The sequence below is a fragment of the Streptomyces sp. ISL-36 genome (assembly GCF_018614205.1).
Taxonomy (GTDB): domain Bacteria; phylum Actinomycetota; class Actinomycetes; order Streptomycetales; family Streptomycetaceae; genus Streptomyces.
Genome location: NZ_JAGGOS010000015.1, coordinates 53,433 through 75,670, shown reverse-complemented (window position 1 = coordinate 75,670; position 22,238 = coordinate 53,433). Strand labels below are relative to the sequence as shown.

The following is a 22,238-nucleotide window of genomic DNA, read 5'->3' as shown; positions in this document are numbered from 1 at the left end:
TCGACGACCGGCTCGGGCGCCGTGACGGCCGGCGGACCGGCCGGGGCGGACACCTTGCGGGTCGCACGGCGACGGCCACGGCCACGCGTCGCGGCGGCCTCGGCCTCCGCGGCGCTGCTGTACAGCTCCTCGTCCGGGCGGAAGGGCTCCTCCACCGCGATCGGAGCGGCGACCTCCGCGGCGAGCTCGGCCTCGGTCTCGACGGTCTCCGCCTCCTCGGCCTCCACCGCCCCGGCGCCCTCGACGTGCTCGTGCTCGTGGTGCTCCGCGCCGCCACGGCCGCGCTTCTTCGCGCGCTTGCCGCCACCGCCGCCACCGGGGGCGGTCGGCTGCTCCATGTGCACGATCACGCCACGCCCGTTGCAGTGGACGCAGGTCTCGGAGAAGGACTCCAGGAGGCCCTGACCGACCCGCTTGCGGGTCATCTGGACCAGACCCAGCGAGGTGACCTCGGCCACCTGGTGCTTGGTCCGGTCACGGCCCAGGCACTCCAGGAGGCGACGCAGCACCAGGTCGCGGTTGGACTCCAGGACCATGTCGATGAAGTCGATGACGACGATGCCGCCCAGGTCACGCAGGCGCAGCTGGCGCACGATCTCCTCGGCCGCTTCGAGGTTGTTCCTCGTCACGGTCTCCTCGAGGTTGCCGCCCTGGCCGGTGAACTTGCCGGTGTTGACGTCGACGACGATCATCGCCTCGGTCTTGTCGATCACCAGCGAGCCACCGCTCGGCAGCCAGACCTTGCGGTCCAGCGCCTTCATCAGCTGCTCGTCGATCCGGTACGTCGCGAAGACGTCGACCTCGCTCGTCCACTTGGACAGGCGGTCGGTCAGATCCGGGGCGACGTGGTTGACGTACCCGTGGATGGTCTGCCAGGCCTCGTCACCGCTGACGATGACCTTGGAGAAGTCCTCGTTGAAGATGTCGCGGACGACCCGGACGGTCATGTCCGGCTCACCGTAGAGAAGGGCGGGCGCGTTCGAGCCGCCGCCGTTCTTCGCCTTCTTCTGGATGTCCTCCCACTGCGCCTGCAGACGCTCGACGTCACGGCGCAGCTCGTCCTCGCTCGCGCCCTCGGCGGCGGTGCGCACGATGACGCCCGCGTCCTCGGGGACGATCTTCTTGAGGATGGTCTTCAGACGCGCGCGCTCGGTGTCCGGGAGCTTGCGGCTGATGCCGGTCATCGAGCCCTCGGGGACATACACGAGGTAGCGGCCCGGCAGGGAGACCTGGCTGGTGAGGCGGGCGCCCTTGTGGCCGATCGGGTCCTTCGTCACCTGGACGAGGACCGACTGGCCGGACTTGAGGGCGGTCTCGATGCGGCGCGGCCCGTTGGCCATGCCGAGCGCCTCGAAGTTGACCTCACCGGCGTACAGGACGGCGTTGCGGCCCTTGCCGATGTCGACGAAGGCGGCCTCCATGGAAGGCAGGACGTTCTGGACCTTGCCCAGGTAGACGTTGCCGACGTACGAGGTGGCCTGCTCCTTGTTGACGTAGTGCTCGACAAGCACGTTGTCCTCGAGGACGCCGATCTGGGTGCGCTCGCCGTTCTGGCGGACGACCATCACGCGCTCGACGGCCTCACGGCGGGCCAGGAACTCGGCCTCGGTGATGATCGGGACGCGGCGGCGGCCCTGCTCGCGGCCCTCGCGGCGGCGCTGCTTCTTCGCCTCCAGGCGGGTCGAGCCCTTGATGGACTGGACCTCGTCGGCACCCGTACCGGGTTCGGCCTTCTCGCGGGCCGGACGCGGCTCGCGGACCTTGACGACCGTACGGACGCCGTCCTCCTCGCCCGCCTCGGCCTCGGCGCCGTCACCACTGCGGCGACGGCGGCGGCGGCGGCGGCGCGAGCTGCTGGTGCCGGCGGCGGACGGGGTGCCGGCCTCGTACTCGTCCTCCTCGGCCTCTTCCTCGGCCTCCTCGTCCTCGGCGCGCACCTCCTCCGCGTCCTCGGACTCCTCGCCCTCGTCCGTCTCGGCGAGCTCACCGCGGCGACGGCGACGGCCACCACGACGGCGACGGCGGGACGGACGGTCCTCGTACTCGTCGGCCTCCTCGGCCTCCGCCTCGGGCTCCTCGGCCTCGACCTCGGGCTCCTCCGCCACGGTGGCGGGCACGGGCTCGACGGCGACGGGCTCGACGGCCTCACCGCGCCGGCGGCGACGGCGGCGGCCGGCGGGCTCGGGACGCTCCACGACCTCGACCGCCTCGGGGGCCTCGGCCTCCGCGGTCTCGACCGTCTCCTCCTCGTCCAGCTCCGCGGCCTCGGCGGCGGCCATGGCGGCCGCCGTCTCCGGGGTCTGGAACATCGGCTCGGTGAAGACCGGGGCCTGGAAGACGGCGACGGCGGGGCGCGCGGCACGGCGGCCGCGGGGCTCCTCCTCCGCCTTGGGGGCGGTGACCGGCTCGGAGGTGAACTGCGGCGAGGTGGCGCGGCGGCGGGTACGGCCGCGGGTGGCGGCCTTCTCGGCGGCGGCGACCTCGGGCTCGGCCTCTTCGGCGGTGATCTGCGAAACGGTCTCCTGCGGCAGGCTCTCGCCGCCCGACGGGGCGACCGGCTCGGGCGAGGTGGCCTTACGGGTGGCACGACGGCGGGTCCGCGCGGGCGCCGGCTCCTCGGCCGGGGCGGCCTCGACGGCCGGAGCGACCTCGACGGCCTCGGCGGCCGGGGCCTCGACGGGCTGGGCGACCGGCTCAGGGGACGTGGCCTTGCGGGTGGCACGGCGGCGGGTACGGGGCGCCGGAGCGGCCTCCTCCGCGGGAGCCTCCTCCACGGCCTCGGCGGCCGGGGCCTCGGCGGCCGGAGCCTCGACGGGCTGGGCGACCGGCTCAGGCGAGGTGGCCTTACGGGTGGCACGACGGCGGGTCCGCGCGGGCGCCGGCTCCTCGGCCGGAGCGGCCTCGACGGCCGGAGCGACCTCGGCGACCTCGGCGGCCGGGGCCTCGACGGTCTCGGCGACCGGCTCAGGGGACGTGGCCTTGCGGGTGGCACGGCGGCGGGTACGGGGCGCCGGAGCGGCGGCCTCCGCCTCGACGGCCGGGGCGGCCTCGGCCACCGGCGTCTCCACGACGACCTCGGCGGCGGCCTCGGTGGTCTGCGCCGTCACCGGCGGACCGGCCGGTCGGGACGCTGCGCGGCGCCTGCGGCGCGGCGGCAGCTTGTCACCGGGTGCGTTGGTGTTCTCGGTGTTTTCTTCGTGCTGCTCGAGCATGCGGGCGGTTCTCCCGTCACGCCCCCGGGCGCCGCACCTTGTTCCGGTCCGGCGGGACGATCGCGCGTTGCGCGATGCCGCCGTCCGGGGCGCGGGCGCCGCACGGGAGCTGATGTATGGCTCGCCGGTTCCCTACGCGTTGTACGTACGGCCTGGCGAAAGTCTCCTGGTCAGTGCGCTGCCCGACCCAGGTGGCTCCCGAGTACCAGGGCGGCGCTACGACGACCGCTCCCTACGCGGTACCGGTACCCGGCGCCGTCGCTGAGGCGGTCGCGGCGGCCGTGGGTGAAGCGGCCGTGACTGCCTCGCGGTCGGGCGCGAGCGGGTCGGTCACCGTGCCGGACTCCTCGTCGAAGAGCCCCTGCGCCAGCCTGGTCACCGCTGCGGGGACCGGCGGCGCCAGGTCGGCCACAGCTCGGAGACCGGACAGGACGTCGTCGGGTCGTACGGCAGGTGTCACGTGCCGAACAACCAGCCGCAGTATCGCACAGGCATTGTCCAGCGGCCTATCGACCTGGGGATGTCCAGGGGGGTCGGCCTGTGGACGGTCGGCGACGAGGTCGGCGACGGCGGAGCGGGCGTCGAAGGTGCGGATGCCGTTCTTGGTCTTGCGCTGTACTTCCACGGTCTCGGCCGCGAGGAAGGCCTCGACGGCCTTCTCCGCGTCCTCGAAGGGCACGCCGTCGAGCCGCAGCTCCCACACGGAGGCGGTGAGCCGGTCGGCGAGTCCCGAGGTCCGGGCCTCGACGGCGTCGGTGATGTCGAGACCGGCGGGGAGCGACTCGTCGAGCAGCACCCGCAGAGTCTCCGGATCCCGCGCCTCGGTGAGGGCGATCTCCAGGTACTCGGCCTCGGAGCCCGTACCCGTCGGGGCGGCGTTGGCGTACGACACCTTGGGGTGCGGGGTGAAGCCGGCCGAGTACGCCATGGGCACCTCGGCTCGGCGCAGCGCGCGCTCGAACGCGCGCTGGAAGTCACGGTGGCTGGTGAACCGGAGGCGGCCGCGCTTGGTGTAGCGCAGTCGGATGCGCTGCACCGCCGGTGCGGGCGGCGGGCCTTCGGGCTGTCGCTTGCCCAGTGGTTCTTCTCCTCGGTGCGGGGCGGGCGCGGTGGCGCGCCGCCCTCGAAATACGGGTGGCCCCTGGGGGTCCCGACCGGCTCACCCCCGCTTTCGCAGGGAGATCTCGGGTGCGGGCGCCGCGCCGGAGGCGCTTGTTGTACTACCCAGAGTACGCGTAGAGGCCACCACCGGTTCCCCAGGCTCGGTCACCCGGGCTCCGCCGACCAGCGCGTGCCAGGCGTCCCGCCGGGCCTGGCGCACGGTCTCGCGGGCCGAGGAGAGGGCGGCGCGAGCGACACGCCCGGCCTCGGCGGCGGCCCTGCGCGCCGGAGCCCAGAGGCTGTCGCGTACCCAGTGCCCGACCGGGCGGGCGACGGATGTGTAGAACCAGGCGACGGGGCGTCCGACCAGGTTCCGGGCGAGCCACTTGACCGCGCGGCCGACGGCCCGGGAGATGTAGCCGGCGATCCGCCAGCAGACCCGGAGGGCGTCGACGACCTCACGGCCGACCGGTGCGAGCACCCGTCGCCAGAGCCACGCGACCGGGATCGCGATGCCGTACCGGGCCACGGGCACGACCACGTACCGCCACAGGGCCACCCACGGCCAGACGAACACGGCCCTGGCCAGCCACCCGAGTGCGCGGCCGAGCCCGGTGAAGAGCCAGGTCAGAGCGTGTCCGAGGGGGGTGAGGACCCGGGCGTGGAGCCAGCCGGCGGGGAGCGCGAACCCGTAGCGGACCAGCGGCACCACGCCGTACCGCCACAGGCCGGTGAGGAGCCAACCGAGGCCTCGGCCCGTCCTCGTGCACAGCCAAGCGAGCCCGTGGCCCAACGGGGTGAGGACCGAGCGGTACAGCCACGCGGCCGGGATCACGAGGCCGTACCGGACGACCGGCACGAGCACGTACCGCCACAGGGCCACCCACGGCCGGACGAACACGGCCCTGGCCAGCCAGGTGGCGCCGAGGAGGACGCCTCGGAACAGAGAAGCGAGGACGTGCCGGCCGAGCCAGCCGAGCGGGACGGCCACCAGGTACCGGAACAGCCAGGCGGCCGGGGTCACGACCAGGGTCTCCACCACCCGGCGCAGCGCCCTTCCCGCCGGGCGCAGGAGCGTCCGGTCGACGGCCCGGGCGGCGACCACGAGGACGTCCCAGACCATCCGAACGGGTACGACGATCACCAGCACCACGATCCGGACGGGGATCCTGATGAACGCCGTGAGGCAGCCCTCGGGCTCGGGGCGGGGCGGGGGCTTCTCCATGCTCATGCCGGGAATGACGCGACGGCCCGGTGGAGGGTTTCCCCTCGCACCGGGCCGTCGTCGAAGTGTGACCTGAACGGCCTACTTGACGACCGTCAGGGGCAGCAGCTTCTTGCCCGTCGGGCCGACCTGGATCTCGGTCTGCATCGCCGGGCAGACGCCGCAGTCGAAGCACGGCGTCCAGCGGCAGTCCTCGACCTCGGTCTCGTCGAGCGCGTCCTGCCAGTCCTCCCAGAGCCAGTCCTTGTCGAGACCGGAGTCCAGGTGGTCCCAGGGCAGGACCTCCTCGTACGTGCGCTCGCGCGTCGTGTACCAGTCGACGTCGACGCCCATCTCCGGAAGCGTCTTCTCCGCGCACTGCATCCACCGGTCGTACGAGAAGTACTCGCGCCAGCCGTCGAAGCGGCCGCCGTCCTCGTAGACCGCCCGGATGACCGCGCCGACACGGCGGTCGCCGCGGGAGAGCAGGCCCTCGACGATGCCGGGCTTGCCGTCGTGGTAGCGGAAGCCGATCGAGCGGCCGTACTTCTTGTCGCCGCGGATCTTGTCCCGGAGCTTCCCCAGGCGGGCGTCGGTCTCCTCGGCGGAGAGCTGCGGCGCCCACTGGAACGGGGTGTGCGGCTTGGGGACGAAGCCGCCGATCGACACCGTGCAGCGGATGTCGTTCTGGCCGGAGACCTTGCGGCCCTCGGCGATGACCTTGACCGCCATGTCACCGATCTGCAGGACGTCCTCGTCCGTCTCGGTCGGCAGGCCGCACATGAAGTACAGCTTCACCTGGCGCCAGCCGTTGCCGTACGCCGTGGAGACGGTCCGGATGAGGTCCTCCTCCGAGACCATCTTGTTGATGACCTTGCGCATGCGCTCCGAGCCGCCCTCGGGGGCGAAGGTGAGGCCGGAGCGACGGCCGTTCCTGGTCAGCTCGTTGGCGAGGTCCACGTTGAAGGCGTCGACGCGGGTCGAGGGGAGGGACAGACCGATCTTGTCCTCCTCGTACCGGTCGGCGAGCCCCTTCGCGATGTCACCGATCTCGGTGTGGTCGGCGGACGACAGCGAGAGGAGGCCGACCTCCTCGAAGCCGGTCGCCTTGAGACCCTTCTCGACCATCTCGCCGATGCCGGTGATGCTTCGCTCCCGCACGGGGCGCGTGATCATGCCGGCCTGGCAGAAACGGCAGCCGCGGGTGCAGCCGCGGAAGATCTCGACGGACATCCGCTCGTGGACGGTCTCGGCGAGCGGCACGAGGGGCTGCTTGGGGTAGGGCCACTCGTCGAGGTCCATGACGGTGTGCTTGGACACCCGCCACGGCACGCCGGAACGGTTGGGCACGACACGGGCGATACGGCCGTCGGGCAGGTACTCGACGTCGTAGAAGCCGGGGATGTAGACCGAGCCGGTCCTGGCGAGTCGGAGGAGGACCTCCTCGCGGCCACCGGGGCGGCCCTCGGCCTTCCAGGCCCGGATGATCTCGGTCATGTCGAGCACGGCCTGCTCGCCGTCGCCGATGATCGCCGCGTCGATGAAGTCCGCGATCGGCTCGGGGTTGAAGGCGGCGTGGCCGCCGGCGAGCACGATCGGGTGGTCGACGGTCCGGTCCTTCGACTCCAGCGGGATGCCCGCCAGGTCGAGCGCGGTGAGCATGTTGGTGTAGCCGAGCTCGGTGGAGAAGCTCAGGCCGAAGACGTCGAACGCGCCGACGGGGCGGTGGCTGTCCACGGTGAACTGCGGGACGCCGTGCTCGCGCATCAGCTCTTCGAGGTCCGGCCAGACGCTGTAGGTGCGCTCGGCGAGGACGCCCTCACGCTCGTTCAGCACCTCGTAGAGGATCATGACGCCCTGGTTGGGCAGGCCGACCTCGTACGCGTCCGGGTACATGAGCGCCCAGCGCACGTCGGCGGACTCCCACGGCTTGACCGTGGAGTTCAGCTCTCCACCGACGTACTGAATCGGCTTCTGCACGTGCGGGAGCAGAGCTTCGAGCTGCGGGAAGACAGACTCGGCAGCAGACATCTCGAACCTTCGTGAGCTGGCAGGGGGCGACTCTCAAGCGTACCCGGAACTCAGCGGGCGACCGCCGCCCTCGCTTCCGGGGCCGAGGCCCGCTCCCAGGCCTCGGGGAACTCGCGTTCCCGGGCCGCCCCGAGCGCTTCCTCCCGGCCGTGCAGAAGTCCCCAGGTGAAGGCGGACTCCCCCGCCGCGTGGGCCTGGATCGCGAGGGTCCGCAGGGTCTCGCGGGCGACGACGCTGTCCTGGTGGTCGCCGAGGACCGACTGGACGGCCTTGAGGCGTTTGGCGAAGCGCTTGGCGGGCTTGCCGAGGGTCGGAACGGCGGCCTCGGCGGCGTAGCGGGCGCGCTTGGCGGCCTTGCGGGCCTCGTGCATGGCGAGGTCGCGCTCGGGTCCCGGAGCGAGGGAGAGGGCGCGGTCGACGCGGCCGGCGAGCCGGTCGTAGTCCTTGAGGACCGCCTTGGCGAGGACGGCCGGCGCGTGCTTGTGGGCGGCCTTGCGCAGCGGCGGGTCGGTGAGCAGCGCGTCGAGGGTCTTCAGGAGGGCCAGGTGGCGGTCGGATTCGAGGGCGGCGAGGGCCGTGCTGCGGGCGGCGGCGCTCCGCGAGGCGTCCCAGACGCGCAGCCGGGCGCGGACGGGGCCGAGGAGCAGGGTCTCGGGGACCTCGTCGATCCGGCCGCTCAGGCGTGCGGCGAGGACCTCCTGGTCCCGGGCGGCTCCGAGCTCTCCGGCGAGCCATTTCAGCTCCTCGCCGATGGGGTCGGTGACGGTCCGGTCGAGGACCTTCCGGTACGTCTTGAAGGCGCTGCGCAGCCTTCGGGTGGCGACCCGCATCTTGTGGACGGCGTCGGGCAGGTCGCGTCGGACGGCGGGGTCGAACAGGACGATCGCCTCGATCTGCTGGCGTACGTGGGCGAGGACGCGGGCGCCCGCGGTGTTCTCGTCGACCGGCTCCGGCCGCGCGGGTCCGGTCTCCTTCAACGTCTTCGGCGTCGTCTCCTCCAGCGCTCTGGCCAGCTTCGAGGGGGAGGAGGAGGGCCGTACGCCCGCCTTCTTCAGCCGCTTCTCGACCGCGTCGAGGATGCCGGGGTCGGCGCCGTCCGCCAGTTCGACCTCGATCTCCTTCCAGGAGGCCGTACGCTCCCCGTCCTCGTCCAGCCGCTCCGCGAGGACGGTGTCCACCGACAGTTCGGCCAGCAGGGTGCCCTCGTCGTCCACCAGATGGCGCACGTCCCGGGAGGAGAGGAGCCGGACGACGGGGACGACCTCCTCGTCCAGGGTCCGGGAACGCAGGAGCCCCGCCAGTGACGCCGGGAGGGTGTCGGCCAGCGGGGCCCTGATCTCGTCGCGGATGCCGGCCGCGACCGGGAACTTGAGGTGCCAGCCGGCGTCCTCGCCGCCGGTGCGGCGGCGCAGGGTGAGGGCGTCGGCGGCCAGGCGCAGATCGGCGGTGTCGTAGTAGACGGCGTCCAGTTCGGCGACGCCCCGGTCGAGGACGGCCGAGACTCCGGCGGCCCGGGTGAGGTCCGGGAGTTCCGTCTCGTCGGTGGCTTCGTACTTCCGCTCGATCTCGCGCTTCGTCTCCGCCATCATTCGAATCTAGTTGCCCCAAAGGCGCCGGTCCATGCGGATGTGCCGCCGTGTCGCTACGCCGTCATCGGCCGCTGCACCTTGATCGACTGGAGCAGTCCGATCGCCACCCACACGGCGAACATCGACGAACCGCCGTAGGACACGAACGGCAGCGGAAGGCCGGCCACCGGCATGATGCCGAGCGCCATGCCGATGTTCTCGAAGGACTGGAAGGCGAACCAGGCGATGATGCCGGCCGCGACGATCGTGCCGTAGAGCTCCGTGGTCTCGCGGGCGATCCGGCAGGCCCGCCACAGGATCACGCCGAGCAGCGCGAGGATCAGTCCGCCGCCGAGGAAGCCGAGTTCCTCGCCCGCGACGCTGAAGATGAAGTCGGTCTGCTGTTCGGGCACGAACTGGCCGCTGGTCTGGTGGCCGTTGAACAGCCCCGCGCCGTACAGGCCGCCGGAGCCGATCGCGATGCGCGCCTGGTTGGTGTTGTAGCCGACGCCCGCCGGGTCGAGCTCGGGGTTGGCGAACGCGGCGAAGCGGTTGATCTGGTACTCGTCGAGTACGCCGAGCGCGGCGACGAGGACGGCTCCCGTGACGCCCGCGGCGATGAGGCCGAGGACCCAGCGGTTGGAGGCGCCGGAGGCGAGGAGCACGCCGAGCACGATCACCGCCATGACCATCACCGAGCCGAGGTCCGGCATCAGCATGACGATGCCCATGGGCAGCGCGGCGAGGACGAGGGCCTTGGCGACGGTGCCGTGGTCGGGATGGATCTGGTCGCCGGCGTCGACCTTGGCGGCCAGCAGCACCGCCATGATCAGGATGATCGTGATCTTGACGAACTCGCTGGGCTGGAGGGAGAAGCCGCCGCCGAGGACGATCCACGCGTGGGCGCCGTTGATGGTCGCGCCGAGCGGGGTGAGGACGGCCAGGATCAGCAGGAGCGAGATGCCGTACAGGACGGGCACCGCACCGCGCAGGGTGCGGTGGCCGAGCCAGACGGTGCCGATCATCAGGGCGAGGCCGATGCCGGTGTTCAGGAGATGGCGGAGGAGGAAGTAGTACGGGTCGCCCTGGTTGAGCTCGGTACGGCCACGGGTGGCGGACCAGACGAGCAGGGCGCCGAGGAAGGACAGGGCGAGGCTGGAGAGCAGGATCGGCCAGTCGAGCCGGCGCACCACCGAGTCGCGGGCGGTGAGTTTCGCGAGCGTGCCGCGTTCGGGGGTGTACCGGGAGACGGAGAAGCCGTGGGGTGCGGTCATGGTCGGTTCAGTCCCTCCGGGCGGGCGGCGGGCCCGCGAGCGGCGGCTGGCTGTCGCCCTTCTTGGCCGGGTCGACCTTCTGCGACTCGGGGTCGTACGGCTTGATCTCCGGCGCGTCGATGGAGCCGTCGGGCTGGATCTTCGGCAGCGTCGTCTGCGGCTTGGGCAGCAGGGCGCGCTTGAGGTCCTGGTTGCCCTCGTCGTCGAGCCCGTAGAGGGCGTCGTAGATGTTGCGCACGGCGGGGCCGGAGGCGCCGGAGCCGGTGCCACCCTGGGAGATCGTCATGACGATCGTGAAGTCGTCGGTGTAGGTCGCGAACCAGGAGGTGGTCTGCTTGCCGTAGACCTGGGCGGTGCCGGTCTTGGCCCGCATCGGGATCTTGTCCTGCGGCCAGCCGCCGAACCGCCAGGCCGCGGTGCCACCGGGCTCGACGACGGAGCGCAGGCCCTTGTCGAGGTTGCTGATGGTCTTGGCGTCGACCGGCAGCCTGCCGTGGGCCTTGGGCTTGATCTCCTCGATCTTCTTGCCGTCGGGGCTGATCACGGCCTTGCCGATGGTCGGGTTGTAGAGGGTGCCGCCGTTGCTGATCGCGGCGTAGGCGGTGGCCAGCTGGATGGGGGTGATGAGCACGTCACCCTGGCCGATGGCGAAGTTGATGCTGTCGAAGGCCTTCAGCTGGTTGCCTTCGAGGCAGCTCTCGTAGGCGATCTGCTCGACGTAGGTGCCGCCCTTCTTGCCCTGCTTGCACCAGGCGTCCTTGTTCGCCTCCCAGAAGGACTTCTTCCACTGACGGTCGGGGATGCGGCCCGTGACCTCGTTCGGCACGTCGATGCCGGTCTCGGCACCGAAGCCGAAGTCATGGGCGGTCCGGTAGAACCAGTCGTGGGCGTCCTTCTTCGGCTTGAGGCCGCCGTCGCGCTGCCACTCCTGGTGGCCGAGACGGTAGAAGACGGTGTTGCAGGAGAACTTGAGGGCGTCGCCGAGGGTGATGGGGCCGTGCCCCTTGGACTCGAAGTTGGCGAAGCTCCGGTTGCCCATGCTGTAGGAGCTGCTGCAGTTGTACAGGTCGTCGAAGCCGTAGCCGGCCCGCACGGCGGCGCTCGCCGACACCACCTTGAAGACGGAGCCGGCGGGGGACTGGCCCTGGATGGCCCGGTTGAGCAGCGGGTAGTTGGAGTCCTTGCCGGTGAGCTGGGCGTAGTCCTTGGCGGAGATGCCGCCGACCCAGGCGTTGGGGTCGTAGTCGGGCTGGGAGGCCATCGCGACGACGCGGCCGGTCTTGGCCTCCATCACGACGACGGCGCCCGCGTCGGCCTCGTACTTACGGCCGGTGATGTTGTCGGTCTCCTGCCGGACGGTTTCCATCGCCTTGTGGAGCTCGTACTCGGCGACGGCCTGGACCCGGGCGTCGATGCTGGTGACGACGTTGGAGCCGGGCACGCCGGCGTCCGACTGGGTCTGGCCCATGACCCGGCCGAGCTTGTCGACCTCGTACGACGTGACACCCGCCTTGCCGCGCAACTGCTTGTCGAAGGTGCGCTCCAGGCCCGAGCGGCCGACCTGGTCGGAGCGCAGATGCGGCGAGTCGGTGTCCTTGGCCTTCTGGATCTCCTCGTCGGTGACCGGCGAGAGGTAGCCGAGCACCTGCGCGGTGCGGGCCTTGCCCGGTGCGGGGTAGCGGCGTACGGCGGTGGGTTCGGCGGTGATGCCGGGGAAGTCCTCGGAACTCTCCCGGATCGTCAGCGCCTGCTGCGTGGTGGCCTCGTCGGTGATCGGGATCGGCTGGTAGGGCGATCCGTTCCAGCAGGGCTGCGGGGTCTGGGAGTCGCAGAGCCGGACCTTGTCCATGACGTCCTTGGGCTTCATGCCCAGGACGCCGGCGAGGCGGGTGAGGACGTCCTTGCCGTCGTCCTTCATCTTCATCAGGGCGGTCCGGGACGCGGAGACCACGAGGCGGGTCTCGTTGTCGGCGAGGGGGACGCCCCGGGCGTCGAGGATGGACCCGCGGACGGCGGGCTGGACGACCCGCTGCACGTGGTTGCTCTTCGCCTCGTCGGTGTACTCCTTGCCGTTGCGGATCTGGAGGTACCAGAGGCGTCCGCCGAGGGTGAGCAGGAGCGAGAAGACGAGGACCTGGATGATGACGAGCCGGATCTGGACCCTGGGAGTCCGTCCGGTCTCCGGGATGTTGCTCATACTGCCGGTGCCCCCTCGGTCACAGTCGCTTGACTCCCTTGATACGTCCGGCGCGTGAGGCTCTGGTGCGGGCGGCCTTGACGAGCAGGCCGCCGCGCTGGGTGCCGATCCGCAGGCCGGTGCCGGAGGCGAGCCAGCCGGTGGCGACGTCGGTGCCTCCGCCGGTGTCGGCGAGCGGGTCGTTCTCCGCGCGCCGGGCCAGGGCCATGATCAGCGGCACGGTGAAGGGCGCGAGGAGCAGGTCGTAGACGGCCGCGGTGAACAGCAGGAAACCGAGGCCGACATGGCGGGCGGCGGTGTCTCCGACGAGGGCGCCGACTCCCGCGTACAGCAGGGTGGTGCCGATCGCGGCGGCGACGACCACGGCCATCGGGCCGCTGGCGGACTTGAGCCGGCCGTTCTCGGGCCGGGCGAGCCCGGCGAGGTAGCCGATGACGCAGAGCACCAGCGCGTAGCGGCCGGCGGCGTGGTCGGCGGGTGGGGCGAGGTCGGCGAGGAGGCCGGCTCCGAAGCCGATGAGCGAGCCGCTGACGGGGCCGTACACGAGGGCGAGGCCGAGGACGGTCAGCAGGACGAGGTCGGGTACGGCTCCGGGGAGCTGGAGGCGGGCGAGGACGGAGACCTGGATGACGAGGGCGACCACGACGAGGGTGACCGAGAGGAGGATCCGGTTGAACTTCATGTCTCAGTCCCCCTGCTACTCGTTCTCGGGCTTCTGCGCCTGCCCCGGCTGCTGCTGAGCGGGCTGTCGCTGTCCGGGCTGCTGAGCGGGCTGCTCTCCCGGCTGCTGCTGTCCCGGCTGCTGCTGTCCGGGCTGTTGCTGTCCGGTCTGCTGCTGTCCGTCCGGTGGGGGCGGCGGGGTGACGGTGACCGTGACGGTCGGCGCGGGCTTCGGCCTGGGCGGCAGGACCATGTCGCGGGGGTCCGTGCGCGGGGGCTGGACGACGACGCCGACGATGTCGAGCTTGGTGAAGCCGACGTACGGCCGGACGTAGACGTTCCGGGTGAGGCCGCCGCTCGACGGGTCGACACGGACGATCTCGCCGACCGGCACGCCGGGCACGAAGGGCTTGGCCGCGTGCGAGCCGAAGGTGACGAGCCGGTCGCCGGCCTTCACCTTCGCCTTGCCGTTGAGGAGCTGGACGAGGAGCGGGCCGTTGCCCTGGCCGGTGGCGAAGCCGAGTTCGTCCGTCTTCTCCATACGGGTGCCGACGGTGAAGTCGGGGTCGTTGGCGAGGAGGACGGTCGCGGTGGAGGGCCCGACGGTGGTGACGCGCCCGACCAGACCGGAGCCGTTCAGCACGGTCATGTCGCGACTGATGCCGTCGTTGGCGCCGGCGTCGATGGTGACCGTCCAGGAGAAGCCCTGGGCCGCTCCTATGGCGATGACCTCGGCGGCCTTGATGCCGTACTGCCCGGCGCCGGCCGTCTTGAGCATGGTGTCCAGCTCGCGCAGGCGGCTGCGGTTGCGGTCGTCGCTGCCCAGCTTGGCCTTGAGGGCGGCGTTCTCGCGTTCCAGGGCGGCGATCCGGGTGTGTCGCTCGCCGGAGTCGCGTACCGCTCCTATGGCGTTGCCGATCGGGTCGACGGCCGCCGCGACGCCGTTCTCCACCGGCCCGAAGACCGCGGCGGCGGCCTGCCGGGCGCCGTCGACCGGTGACTCCTGGCCACCGCGGATGTCCACCGTGATCAGTGCGAACGCGATGGCGATCAGCAGCACCAGGAGCAGCCGGCTCTCTCGTGTGTCCCTCACGTGCGGCGGCCGTGCCTTTCCTCTGGTTTCGATTGTTCTGTGCCGTTGTCGGTGCTGTGCTGTGCGGATGTGGCCCTCCCCCGGGCCCAGGGGCCCGGGGGACGGGACAACGTCCTACCGGCGGGGCTGGGCGTCCAGCACCTGCTGGAGCGCCTCGAACTCCTCCACGCACTTGCCGGATCCGAGCGCCACCGAGTCCAGCGGGTCCTCGGCGATGTGGATCGGCATCCCGGTCTCGCGGCGCAGCCGCTCGTCCAGGCCGCGCAGCAGGGCACCGCCACCCGTGAGAACGATGCCACGGTCCATGACGTCACCGGAGAGCTCGGGCGGGCACTTGTCGAGCGTCGTCTTCACGGCGTCGACGATCGCGTTGACCGGCTCCTCGATGGCCTTGCGGACCTCGGCGGCGGAGATGACCACGGTCTTGGGCAGACCGGAGACGAGGTCACGGCCGCGGATCTCGGTGTGCTCGTCCTTGTCGAGGTCGTACGCCGAGCCGATAGTGATCTTGATCTGCTCGGCGGTGCGCTCACCGAGGAGGAGCGAGTACTCCTTCTTGATGTGCTGGATGATCGCGTTGTCCAGCTCGTCGCCGGCGACCCGGATCGACTGTGCCGTGACGATTCCGCCGAGCGAGATCACGGCGACCTCGGTGGTGCCGCCACCGATGTCGACGACCATGTTGCCGGTCGCCTCGTGGACCGGGAGGCCCGCACCGATGGCCGCGGCCATGGGCTCCTCGATGATGTGCACCTGACGGGCGCCGGCCTGCGTGGAGGCCTCGATGACGGCACGGCGCTCGACCCCGGTGATGCCGGAGGGCACACAGACGACGACCCGGGGTCGAGCCAGGTAACGGCGCTTGTGAATCTTGAGGATGAAGTAGCGGAGCATACGCTCGGTGATCTCGAAGTCGGCGATCACGCCGTCCTTCAGGGGCCGGACGGCGACGATGTTGCCGGGTGTCCGGCCGATCATCTTCTTCGCCTCGGAACCGACCGCGAGGATGCCACCGGTGTTGGTGTTGATCGCGACGACGGACGGCTCGTTAAGAACGATCCCTCGACCCCTGACGTACACCAGCGTGTTGGCGGTCCCGAGGTCGACAGCCATGTCACGGCCGATGAACGACATTGAGTTCCCCTTGTTTCCCATGAGGATGCGTCGGGCCTTCCCAATTGGAGCTTGACGGCTTCTCAGGTAGGCGAGGTGGTGGTGTGGCGGGTGCTGCGGCGTGGAGATTTCATCGTAGTGCCGCCCGTACGGATACCGCGCGGTGGTCCACCTCTGTATAGGTGACGGTAGGACGCTGCGATGCGTTCCCGGCCCAGCCGTTCATATGCCCGGGGGCGACCGAAATTCCATCGGTCGCCCCAGGTTGTTGCGGTGGATGGCTGACACCCGGTCAGCCCAGTGTCACGCCAGACCGGGGAAGAAAATCTTCAGTTCCCGAATGGCGGACTCCTCGGAGTCCGAGGCGTGGATGAGGTTTTCCCGGACGATCGTGCCGAAGTCACCACGAATGGATCCGGGGGCGGCGGCGATCGGGTCGGTCGGGCCCGCGAGGGTCCGCAGGCCCTCGATGACCCGCTCGCCCTCGACGACCAGGGCGACGACCGGGCCGGACTGCATGAAGCCCATCAGCGGCTCGTAGAAGGGCTTGCCCTTGTGCTCGCCGTAGTGCTGCTCCAGCGTCTCCTGGCTCAGCTCGCGCAGTTCGAGCGCGGAGATGGTCCAGCCGGCCTTGCGCTCGATACGACCGATGATCTCGCCGATCAGGCCACGGCGGACGGCGTCGGGCTTGAGCAGGACGAGCGTGCGCTGGCTCACGGTGGAGACTCCTTACGAATGCGGTGTGCGGGACTCAGAGGCTACAGGGCCCTCACGGCCGCCGATTACGCAGCGTCAAGCCGTACGGAGGCCCTGGGCGGTCGGGGGTGTCCGGGGGCCCTGGCTGCCTTGGCGGGGCGGGCCGGGCGGGGCGGGGCGGGCGGCCCGGGCGGGGCCGCGCCCGTTACGGCGCCTCCGCCTGCGCCCGGCTCTCCGCCTGCGCGGCCCAGCGGGCCTTCGCCTCGTCGATGAGCCGCCCGTAGTGGACCGAGGCCCACCACAGTGCCGTGAAGAGCGCGCCCAGGAAGAACATCATCGGCACCACGAAGCCGCTCACGATCAGAGCGATCTGCAGGACCCAGCCGAGCTGGATGCCGCCCGGGCGTGTCAGCATCCCGCAGAGCAGCACGGACAGCAGCATCGCGATGCCGCAGACCGTCCAGACCATGGTGGTCGACAGGGTGTCGTCCTTCATGGCGACGAGACCGGCGAAACCGATCACGAAGAACTCGCCGATGAGGGTGGAGGCACAGAGGGTACGCATCGGGTTCAGTGCCTTCCGAGCAGCAGCCGGGCATCCCCGACCGTGAAGATCGAACCGGTCACCAGCACACCCGCGCCCGCGTACTCGTCCTCTTCCTCCGCGAGCGTGATCGCCGTCTCGATGGCGTCGTCCAGGCGCGGCTCGACGACCACCCGGTCCTCGCCGAAGACCTCCACGGCGATCGCCGCGAGCGCGTCCACGTCCGTGGCGCGCGGGCTGGAGTTCGCCGTGACGACGACCTCCGCGAAGAGCGGCTCGAAGGCTTCGAGGAGGCCCCTGGCGTCCTTGTCGGAGCTGGTGCTCACCACGCCGATCAGCCGGGAGAAGCCGAAGGCCTCGCTGATGCCGTCCGCCGTCGCCCGCGCGCCCGCCGGATTGTGCGCCGCGTCCAGGATCACCGTCGGGGAGCTGCGGACGACCTCCAGCCGGCCCGGCGAGGACACCGAGGCGAACGCGGTGCGGACCGTGTCGAGGTCCAGGGTGCGGGCGTGCTCGGCGCCGATCCCGAAGAAGGCCTCGACCGCCGCGAGCGCGACCAGCGCGTTGTGCGCCTGGTGGGCGCCGTACAGCGGCAGGAAAACGCTGTCGTACTCGCCGCCGAGCCCGCGCAGGGTCAGCAGCTGGCCGCCGACCGCGATCTCGCGGGTGACGATGCCGAACTCCATGCCCTCGCGGGCCACCGTCGCGTCGACCTCGACGGCCTTCTTCAGCAGGACCTGCGCCGCGTCCACCGGCTGCTGGGCCAGGATCACGGTCGCACCCTGCTTGATGACGCCGCCCTTCTCGCCCGCGATCGCGCCGGGCGTCTCGCCGAGCCGGTCGGTGTGGTCGAGGTCGATCGGGGTGACGACGGCGACCGAGCCGTCGATGACGTTGGTCGCGTCCCAGGTGCCGCCCATGCCCACCTCGACGACGGCCACGTCCACCGGCGCGTCCGCGAAGGCCGCGTACGCCATGGCGGTCATGACCTCGAAGAAGGAGAGCCGGAACTCCTCACGGGCGTCGACCAGCTCGATGTACGGCTTGATGTCCTGGTACGTCTCGATGAACCGCTCGGCGGAGATCGGGGCGCCGTCCAGGCTGATCCGCTCGGTGATCGTCTGCACGTGCGGCGAGGTGTACCGCCCGGTGCGCAGCTCGAACGCCGAGAGCAGCGCCTCGATCATCCGGGCCGTGGAGGTCTTGCCGTTCGTGCCCGTGATGTGGATCGAGGGGTACGCGCGCTGCGGCTCGCCGAGGACGTCCATGAGGGCGGCGATCCGCCGGACCGACGGCTCCAGCTTGGTCTCGCCCCAGCGGGTCGCCAGCTCGGTCTCGACCTCGCGCAGCGCCTTGTCCACCTCCGGGTCGGAGGGCCGGGCGGGCACGGGGTCGCCCTGGGGCGGGCCGGCCTGCGCACGCAGCGTGCGGCTGCCGGCCTCGATCACCGCCAGGTCGGGGTCACGGTCGGTCTCGGCATCGACGATGGCGTCGAACTGGTCGAACTCGTCGCGGGGCTCACTCACGGACCCAGTCTACGGAGGGGCACCGACAGGACAGCGGACCCACCCCTTTCGGGACTTTCGTCCCACCCTCCCGGCGAAGGCAAGGGCGGAGGTGAGGACCGAGACGGAGACGGTCCGCCGGTCGACGGGCCGGTCACCGGGCCGGCGGCCACCGGCTGCGGGCCAGGGATGTCACGCGCCCCGGTGATGCCACGCGCCCCGGGCAAACGCGAGGGGCCCGGAACCGACCGGTTCCGGGCCCCTCGTCAGCGCTTACGCCTGCGGCAGGCGGTCCAGCTGTGCCTGGATGCGGGCGATGTCCTCGTCCGCCTTGGCGAGCCGCGTACGGATCTTGTCGACCACGTTGTCCGGCGCCTTCGCCAGGAACGCCTCGTTGCCGAGCTTCCCGTTCGCCTGCGCCTTCTCCTTTTCGGCGGCCGCGAGGTCCTTGGCGAGCCGCTTGCGCTCCGCCGCCACGTCGATCGTGCCGGACAGGTCGAGCGCGACCGTGGCTCCCGCGACCGGCAGGGAGGCGGTGGCGGAGAAGCCCTCGCCCTCCGGCTGCAGACGCAGCAGCTGGCGGATGGCGGCCTCGTGCGGAGCGAGCTCGGTGCCGGTCAGGTCCAGCCGGGCCGGGACCTTCTGGCCGGGCTGCAGGCCCTGGTCGGATCGGAACCGGCGAACCTCGGTGACGACCTGCTGCACAAGCTCGATCTCACGCTCGGCGGCCTCGTCGCGGAAGCCGGAGTCGACCGGCCAGTCGGCGATGACGACCGACTCCTTGCCGGTGAGCGTGGTCCAGAGCGTCTCGGTGACGAACGGAACGACCGGGTGGAGCAGTCGCAGCGTCACGTCCAGGACCTCGCCGAGGACCCGGCCGGAGACCTTGGCCTGCTCGCCGCCCGCGAAGAACGTGGTCTTCGACAGCTCGACGAACCAGTCGAAGACCTCGTCCCACGCGAAGTGGTAGAGGGAGTCCGACAGCTTCGAGAACTGGTAGTCGTCGTAGAACGCGTCGACCTCGGCGACCGTCTTGTTGAGACGGGAGAGGATCCACCGGTCCGTGGCCGTCATCTGCGACGGGTCCGGGAGCGGGCCCTCGACCGTCGCGCCGTTCATCAGTGCGAAGCGGGTCGCGTTCCAGATCTTGTTGGCGAAGTTCCGGGACGCCTGGACCCAGTCCTCGCCGATCGGGACGTCGACACCGGGGTTCGCGCCACGGGCCAGGGTGAAGCGGACGGCGTCGGAGCCGTAGGTGTCCATCCAGTCCAGCGGGTTGACCGCGTTGCCGAAGGACTTCGACATCTTCTTGCCGAACTGGTCGCGGACCATGCCGTGCAGGGCGATGGTGTGGAACGGCGGGGTGCCGTCCATCGCGTACAGACCGAACATCATCATCCGGGCGACCCAGAAGAAGAGGATGTCGTAGCCGGTGACCAGGACGGAGTTCGGGTAGAACTTCGCGAGGCTGTCCGTCTGCTCGGGCCAGCCGAGCGTGGAGAACGGCCACAGACCGGACGAGAACCAGGTGTCCAGGACGTCCGTGTCCTGATGCCAGCCCTCGCCCGTCGGCGGCTGCTCGTCGGGGCCGACGCAGACGATCTCACCGTTCGGGCCGTACCAGACCGGGATGCGGTGGCCCCACCACAGCTGGCGCGAGATGCACCAGTCGTGCAGGTTGTCGACCCAGTCGAAGTACCGCTTCTCCATCTCCTGCGGGTGGATCTTGACCCGGCCGTCGCGGACCGCGTCGCCCGCGGCCTTCGCGAGCGGGCCGACCTTGACCCACCACTGCATCGACAGGCGCGGCTCGATGGTCGTCTTGCAGCGCGAGCAGTGGCCGACGGAGTGGACGTACGGACGCTTCTCGGCGACGATCCGGCCCTCGGCGCGCAGGGCGGCGACGATGGCGGAGCGGGCCTCCAGACGGTCCAGGCCCTGGAAGGGGCCGTGGGCGGTGATGACCGCACGCTCGTCCATGATCGCGAGGTTGGTCAGGTTGTGACGCTGACCGATCTCGAAGTCGTTGGGGTCGTGGGCGGGCGTCACCTTGACGGCGCCGGTACCGAACTCGGGGTCGACGTGCTCGTCGGCGACGACCGGGATACGGCGGCCGGTGAGCGGCAGCTCGATCTCGGTGCCGACCAGGTGCTTGTACCGCTCGTCGTCCGGGTGGACGGCGACCGCGGTGTCACCGAGCATCGTCTCGGCGCGGGTGGTGGCGACGACGATCTCCGTGTCCCCGGAGCCGTACCGGATGGAGACGAGCTCGCCGTCGTCGTCCTGGTACTCCACCTCGATGTCCGAGATGGCCGTCAGACAGCGCGGGCACCAGTTGATGATGCGCTCGGCGCGGTAGATCAGCTCGTCGTCGTAGAGCTTCTTGAAGAGGGTCTTGACGGCCTGGGACAGGCCTTCGTCCATGGTGAAGCGCTCGCGGGACCAGTCGACACCGTCGCCGAGGCGCTTCATCTGGCCGGAGATCTGACCACCGGACTCGGCCTTCCACTGCCAGACGCGCTCGACGAACGCCTCACGGCCCAGGTCGTGGCGGGACTTGCCCTCCTTGGCGAGCTCGCGCTCGACGACGTTCTGGGTGGCGATACCGGCGTGGTCCATGCCCGGCTGCCACAGCGTCTCGTAACCCTGCATCCGCTTGCGGCGGGTGAGGGCGTCGATCAGCGTGTGCTCGAAGGCGTGGCCCAGGTGGAGCGACCCGGTGACGTTCGGCGGCGGGATGACGATGGTGTACGGCGGCTTGTCGCTGTTCTCGTCGGCCTCGAAGTAACCGCGCTCTACCCAGCGCTCGTACAGCTTCCCCTCTACTTCGGCCGGCGCGTACTGGGTCGGCAGTTCGGGGTTGGCTGCTGGCTGCTGCTGAGTGTTCTCGGTCACGGGGCCAGTTTAGGGGTGCGGCGGGGTGGTCCTGAACTCGATTGTTCCGTAACGGTGTGGCCCCCGCCGCCCCGGCCAGGCGGCCGTTCCGACAGGATGTTCGCTACGCATAAACATCCTGTGAGGGGAACCTGTCCATGAGCTACAACCAGCCGGGCCCGTACGGCGGTCAGCCCCAGCAGCCCGGGCCGTACGGTCAGCCGGGCCAGCCTGGTCCCTACGGCCAGCAGCCGGGCCCCTACGGCCAGCCGCCGCAGGCGCCCCAGCCCGGTTACGGCTACCCGCAGCAGGCGCCCCAGGGTGTGCCGCCCCAGCAGCCGCCGTACGGCTACCCGCAGCAGCAGCCCGGTCCGTACGGACAGCCTCCGCAGCAGCCCCCGTACGGCCAGGCTCCGGGCCCGGGCGGCTACATGCCGCATCCGCCGGCCGCTCCGAAGAAGAAGACCGGCCTGATCATCGGCGGTGCCGTGGTGGCGCTCGCGCTGATCGCCGGTGGCGCCTGGTACTTCACGGCCGGCGGTGGCGCGGGCTCCTCGATCGCCGACGACGGCCCGCACAAGCTGACGACGCCGGAGACGGTGCTCACCGAGTACAAGAAGAAGCCGGGCAGCGAGGGCTCGGGCGAGAAGGACTCCCTCAAGGACGCCCAGCAGAAGGGCGTGAAGAACGCCACGAACGTCAGTGCCGGCTACGAGGTGAAGAACGAGGCCAACCCGCTCGGCACCAAGATCATCTCCTTCAGCGGTCTCTACGGCGAGGTCGCCGACCCCGAGCAGGTGGTCGACGACGTCTTCGCCAGCATCAAGGCGGAGGCCGACAAGGACAAGGGCAAGCCCAACGAGCCGACGCTGGTCGGCAGCCCGCAGGCGTACGAGCCCGCGGAGCTCGACGGCGCCGTCCTCAAGTGCCAGCAGGCCAAGTCGGAGGCGGATGCCGGCACTTCCACACCGGCGTTCACCATGACGTTCTGCGTGTGGGCCGACCACAGCACGGTGGGCTTCGTGACGCCGATGGACATGGCGTCCATGGCCACAGGCAAGGCCGGCTCCCCGGAGGAAGCCGCCGCCCTCACCGCCAAGCTCCGCAAGGAGGTCCGCGTCAAGGCCTGACGCGGACCACACGAAGGGGCGCCCCGCCAAGCGACT

Annotated in this window: 14 protein-coding genes and 1 pseudogene (1 of these 15 only partly in view); 1 reads left to right on the top strand and 14 read right to left on the bottom strand. The window is 70.8% G+C overall.

The window, feature by feature from the left end:
• The 14 genes and pseudogenes from J7E93_RS03745 to J7E93_RS03680 form a co-directional block, all read right to left on the bottom strand.
• Positions 1-3,212, bottom strand: a pseudogene (locus J7E93_RS03745) (ribonuclease E/G); it reaches 477 nt to the left of the window's first position.
• Positions 3,213-3,444: 232 nt separating this feature from the next.
• Entirely contained in the window at positions 3,445-4,248 is an 804-nt protein-coding gene (locus J7E93_RS03740; protein WP_215065780.1) for a TIGR03936 family radical SAM-associated protein, read from the bottom strand.
• A 123-nt stretch (positions 4,249-4,371) separates the two neighbouring features.
• The gene (locus J7E93_RS03735) at positions 4,372-5,544 is read right to left on the bottom strand and encodes a hypothetical protein (protein ID WP_215065779.1); all 1,173 of its coding nucleotides are present in this window, start codon (positions 5,542-5,544) and stop codon (positions 4,372-4,374) included.
• Positions 5,545-5,619: 75 nt separating this feature from the next.
• Positions 5,620-7,548 carry a TIGR03960 family B12-binding radical SAM protein gene (locus J7E93_RS03730; RefSeq protein ID WP_215065778.1) on the bottom strand — a complete coding sequence of 643 codons (1,929 nt, stop codon included), beginning with the start codon at positions 7,546-7,548 and terminating at the stop codon, positions 5,620-5,622.
• A 50-nt stretch (positions 7,549-7,598) separates the two neighbouring features.
• Positions 7,599-9,134, bottom strand: a complete 1,536-nt coding sequence (locus J7E93_RS03725) for a CYTH and CHAD domain-containing protein (protein ID WP_215065777.1) — start codon at positions 9,132-9,134, stop codon at positions 7,599-7,601.
• 56 nt (positions 9,135-9,190) lie between these two features.
• The gene (gene rodA / locus J7E93_RS03720) at positions 9,191-10,390 is read right to left on the bottom strand and encodes a rod shape-determining protein RodA (protein WP_215065776.1); all 1,200 of its coding nucleotides are present in this window, start codon (positions 10,388-10,390) and stop codon (positions 9,191-9,193) included.
• Positions 10,391-10,397: 7 nt separating this feature from the next.
• A complete protein-coding gene (gene mrdA, locus J7E93_RS03715; RefSeq protein WP_215065775.1) occupies positions 10,398-12,587 on the bottom strand; it encodes a penicillin-binding protein 2 in 2,190 nt (729 codons plus the stop codon).
• Between the two features lie 19 nt (positions 12,588-12,606).
• Entirely contained in the window at positions 12,607-13,269 is a 663-nt protein-coding gene (gene mreD / locus J7E93_RS03710) for a rod shape-determining protein MreD (protein ID WP_215065774.1), read from the bottom strand.
• A 15-nt stretch (positions 13,270-13,284) separates the two neighbouring features.
• Positions 13,285-14,340: a rod shape-determining protein MreC gene (mreC, locus tag J7E93_RS03705; protein ID WP_308367697.1), complete on the bottom strand. Its 1,056-nt coding sequence runs from the start codon at positions 14,338-14,340 to the stop codon at positions 13,285-13,287.
• Between the two features lie 114 nt (positions 14,341-14,454).
• On the bottom strand, positions 14,455-15,474 hold the full coding sequence (locus J7E93_RS03700) for a rod shape-determining protein (protein WP_215065773.1): 1,020 nt from the start codon (positions 15,472-15,474) through the stop codon (positions 14,455-14,457).
• A gap of 282 nt (positions 15,475-15,756) precedes the next feature.
• On the bottom strand, positions 15,757-16,170 hold the full coding sequence (gene ndk / locus J7E93_RS03695) for a nucleoside-diphosphate kinase (RefSeq protein ID WP_215065772.1): 414 nt from the start codon (positions 16,168-16,170) through the stop codon (positions 15,757-15,759).
• Between the two features lie 184 nt (positions 16,171-16,354).
• A complete protein-coding gene (locus J7E93_RS03690; RefSeq protein WP_215065771.1) occupies positions 16,355-16,714 on the bottom strand; it encodes a DUF4233 domain-containing protein in 360 nt (119 codons plus the stop codon).
• A gap of 5 nt (positions 16,715-16,719) precedes the next feature.
• Complete coding sequence (locus J7E93_RS03685; protein ID WP_215065770.1) at positions 16,720-18,219, bottom strand: folylpolyglutamate synthase/dihydrofolate synthase family protein; 1,500 nt, start codon at positions 18,217-18,219, stop codon at positions 16,720-16,722.
• Positions 18,220-18,471: 252 nt separating this feature from the next.
• Positions 18,472-21,093: a valine--tRNA ligase gene (locus J7E93_RS03680; protein WP_215065769.1), complete on the bottom strand. Its 2,622-nt coding sequence runs from the start codon at positions 21,091-21,093 to the stop codon at positions 18,472-18,474.
• 137 nt (positions 21,094-21,230) lie between these two features.
• Here J7E93_RS03680 and J7E93_RS03675 point away from each other — a divergent pair, with 137 nt between their 5' ends.
• A complete protein-coding gene (locus J7E93_RS03675) occupies positions 21,231-22,202 on the top strand; it encodes a hypothetical protein (RefSeq protein ID WP_215065768.1) in 972 nt (323 codons plus the stop codon).
• Positions 22,203-22,238: the final 36 nt, after the last annotated feature.

Excerpts from the sequence above, each read along its gene's own strand:
- mrdA (WP_215065775.1), bottom strand. The coding sequence starts at position 12,587 with ATGAGCAACATCCCGGAGACCGGACGGACTCCCAGGGTCCAGATCCGG.
- J7E93_RS03730 (WP_215065778.1), bottom strand. The coding sequence starts at position 7,548 with ATGTCTGCTGCCGAGTCTGTCTTCCCGCAGCTCGAAGCTCTGCTCCCG.
- J7E93_RS03735 (WP_215065779.1), bottom strand. The coding sequence starts at position 5,544 with ATGAGCATGGAGAAGCCCCCGCCCCGCCCCGAGCCCGAGGGCTGCCTC.
- J7E93_RS03725 (WP_215065777.1), bottom strand. The coding sequence starts at position 9,134 with ATGGCGGAGACGAAGCGCGAGATCGAGCGGAAGTACGAAGCCACCGAC.
- J7E93_RS03700 (WP_215065773.1), bottom strand. The coding sequence starts at position 15,474 with ATGTCGTTCATCGGCCGTGACATGGCTGTCGACCTCGGGACCGCCAAC.
- J7E93_RS03690 (WP_215065771.1), bottom strand. The coding sequence starts at position 16,714 with ATGCGTACCCTCTGTGCCTCCACCCTCATCGGCGAGTTCTTCGTGATC.
- J7E93_RS03675 (WP_215065768.1), top strand. The coding sequence starts at position 21,231 with ATGAGCTACAACCAGCCGGGCCCGTACGGCGGTCAGCCCCAGCAGCCC.
- rodA (WP_215065776.1), bottom strand. The coding sequence starts at position 10,390 with ATGACCGCACCCCACGGCTTCTCCGTCTCCCGGTACACCCCCGAACGC.
- mreD (WP_215065774.1), bottom strand. The coding sequence starts at position 13,269 with ATGAAGTTCAACCGGATCCTCCTCTCGGTCACCCTCGTCGTGGTCGCC.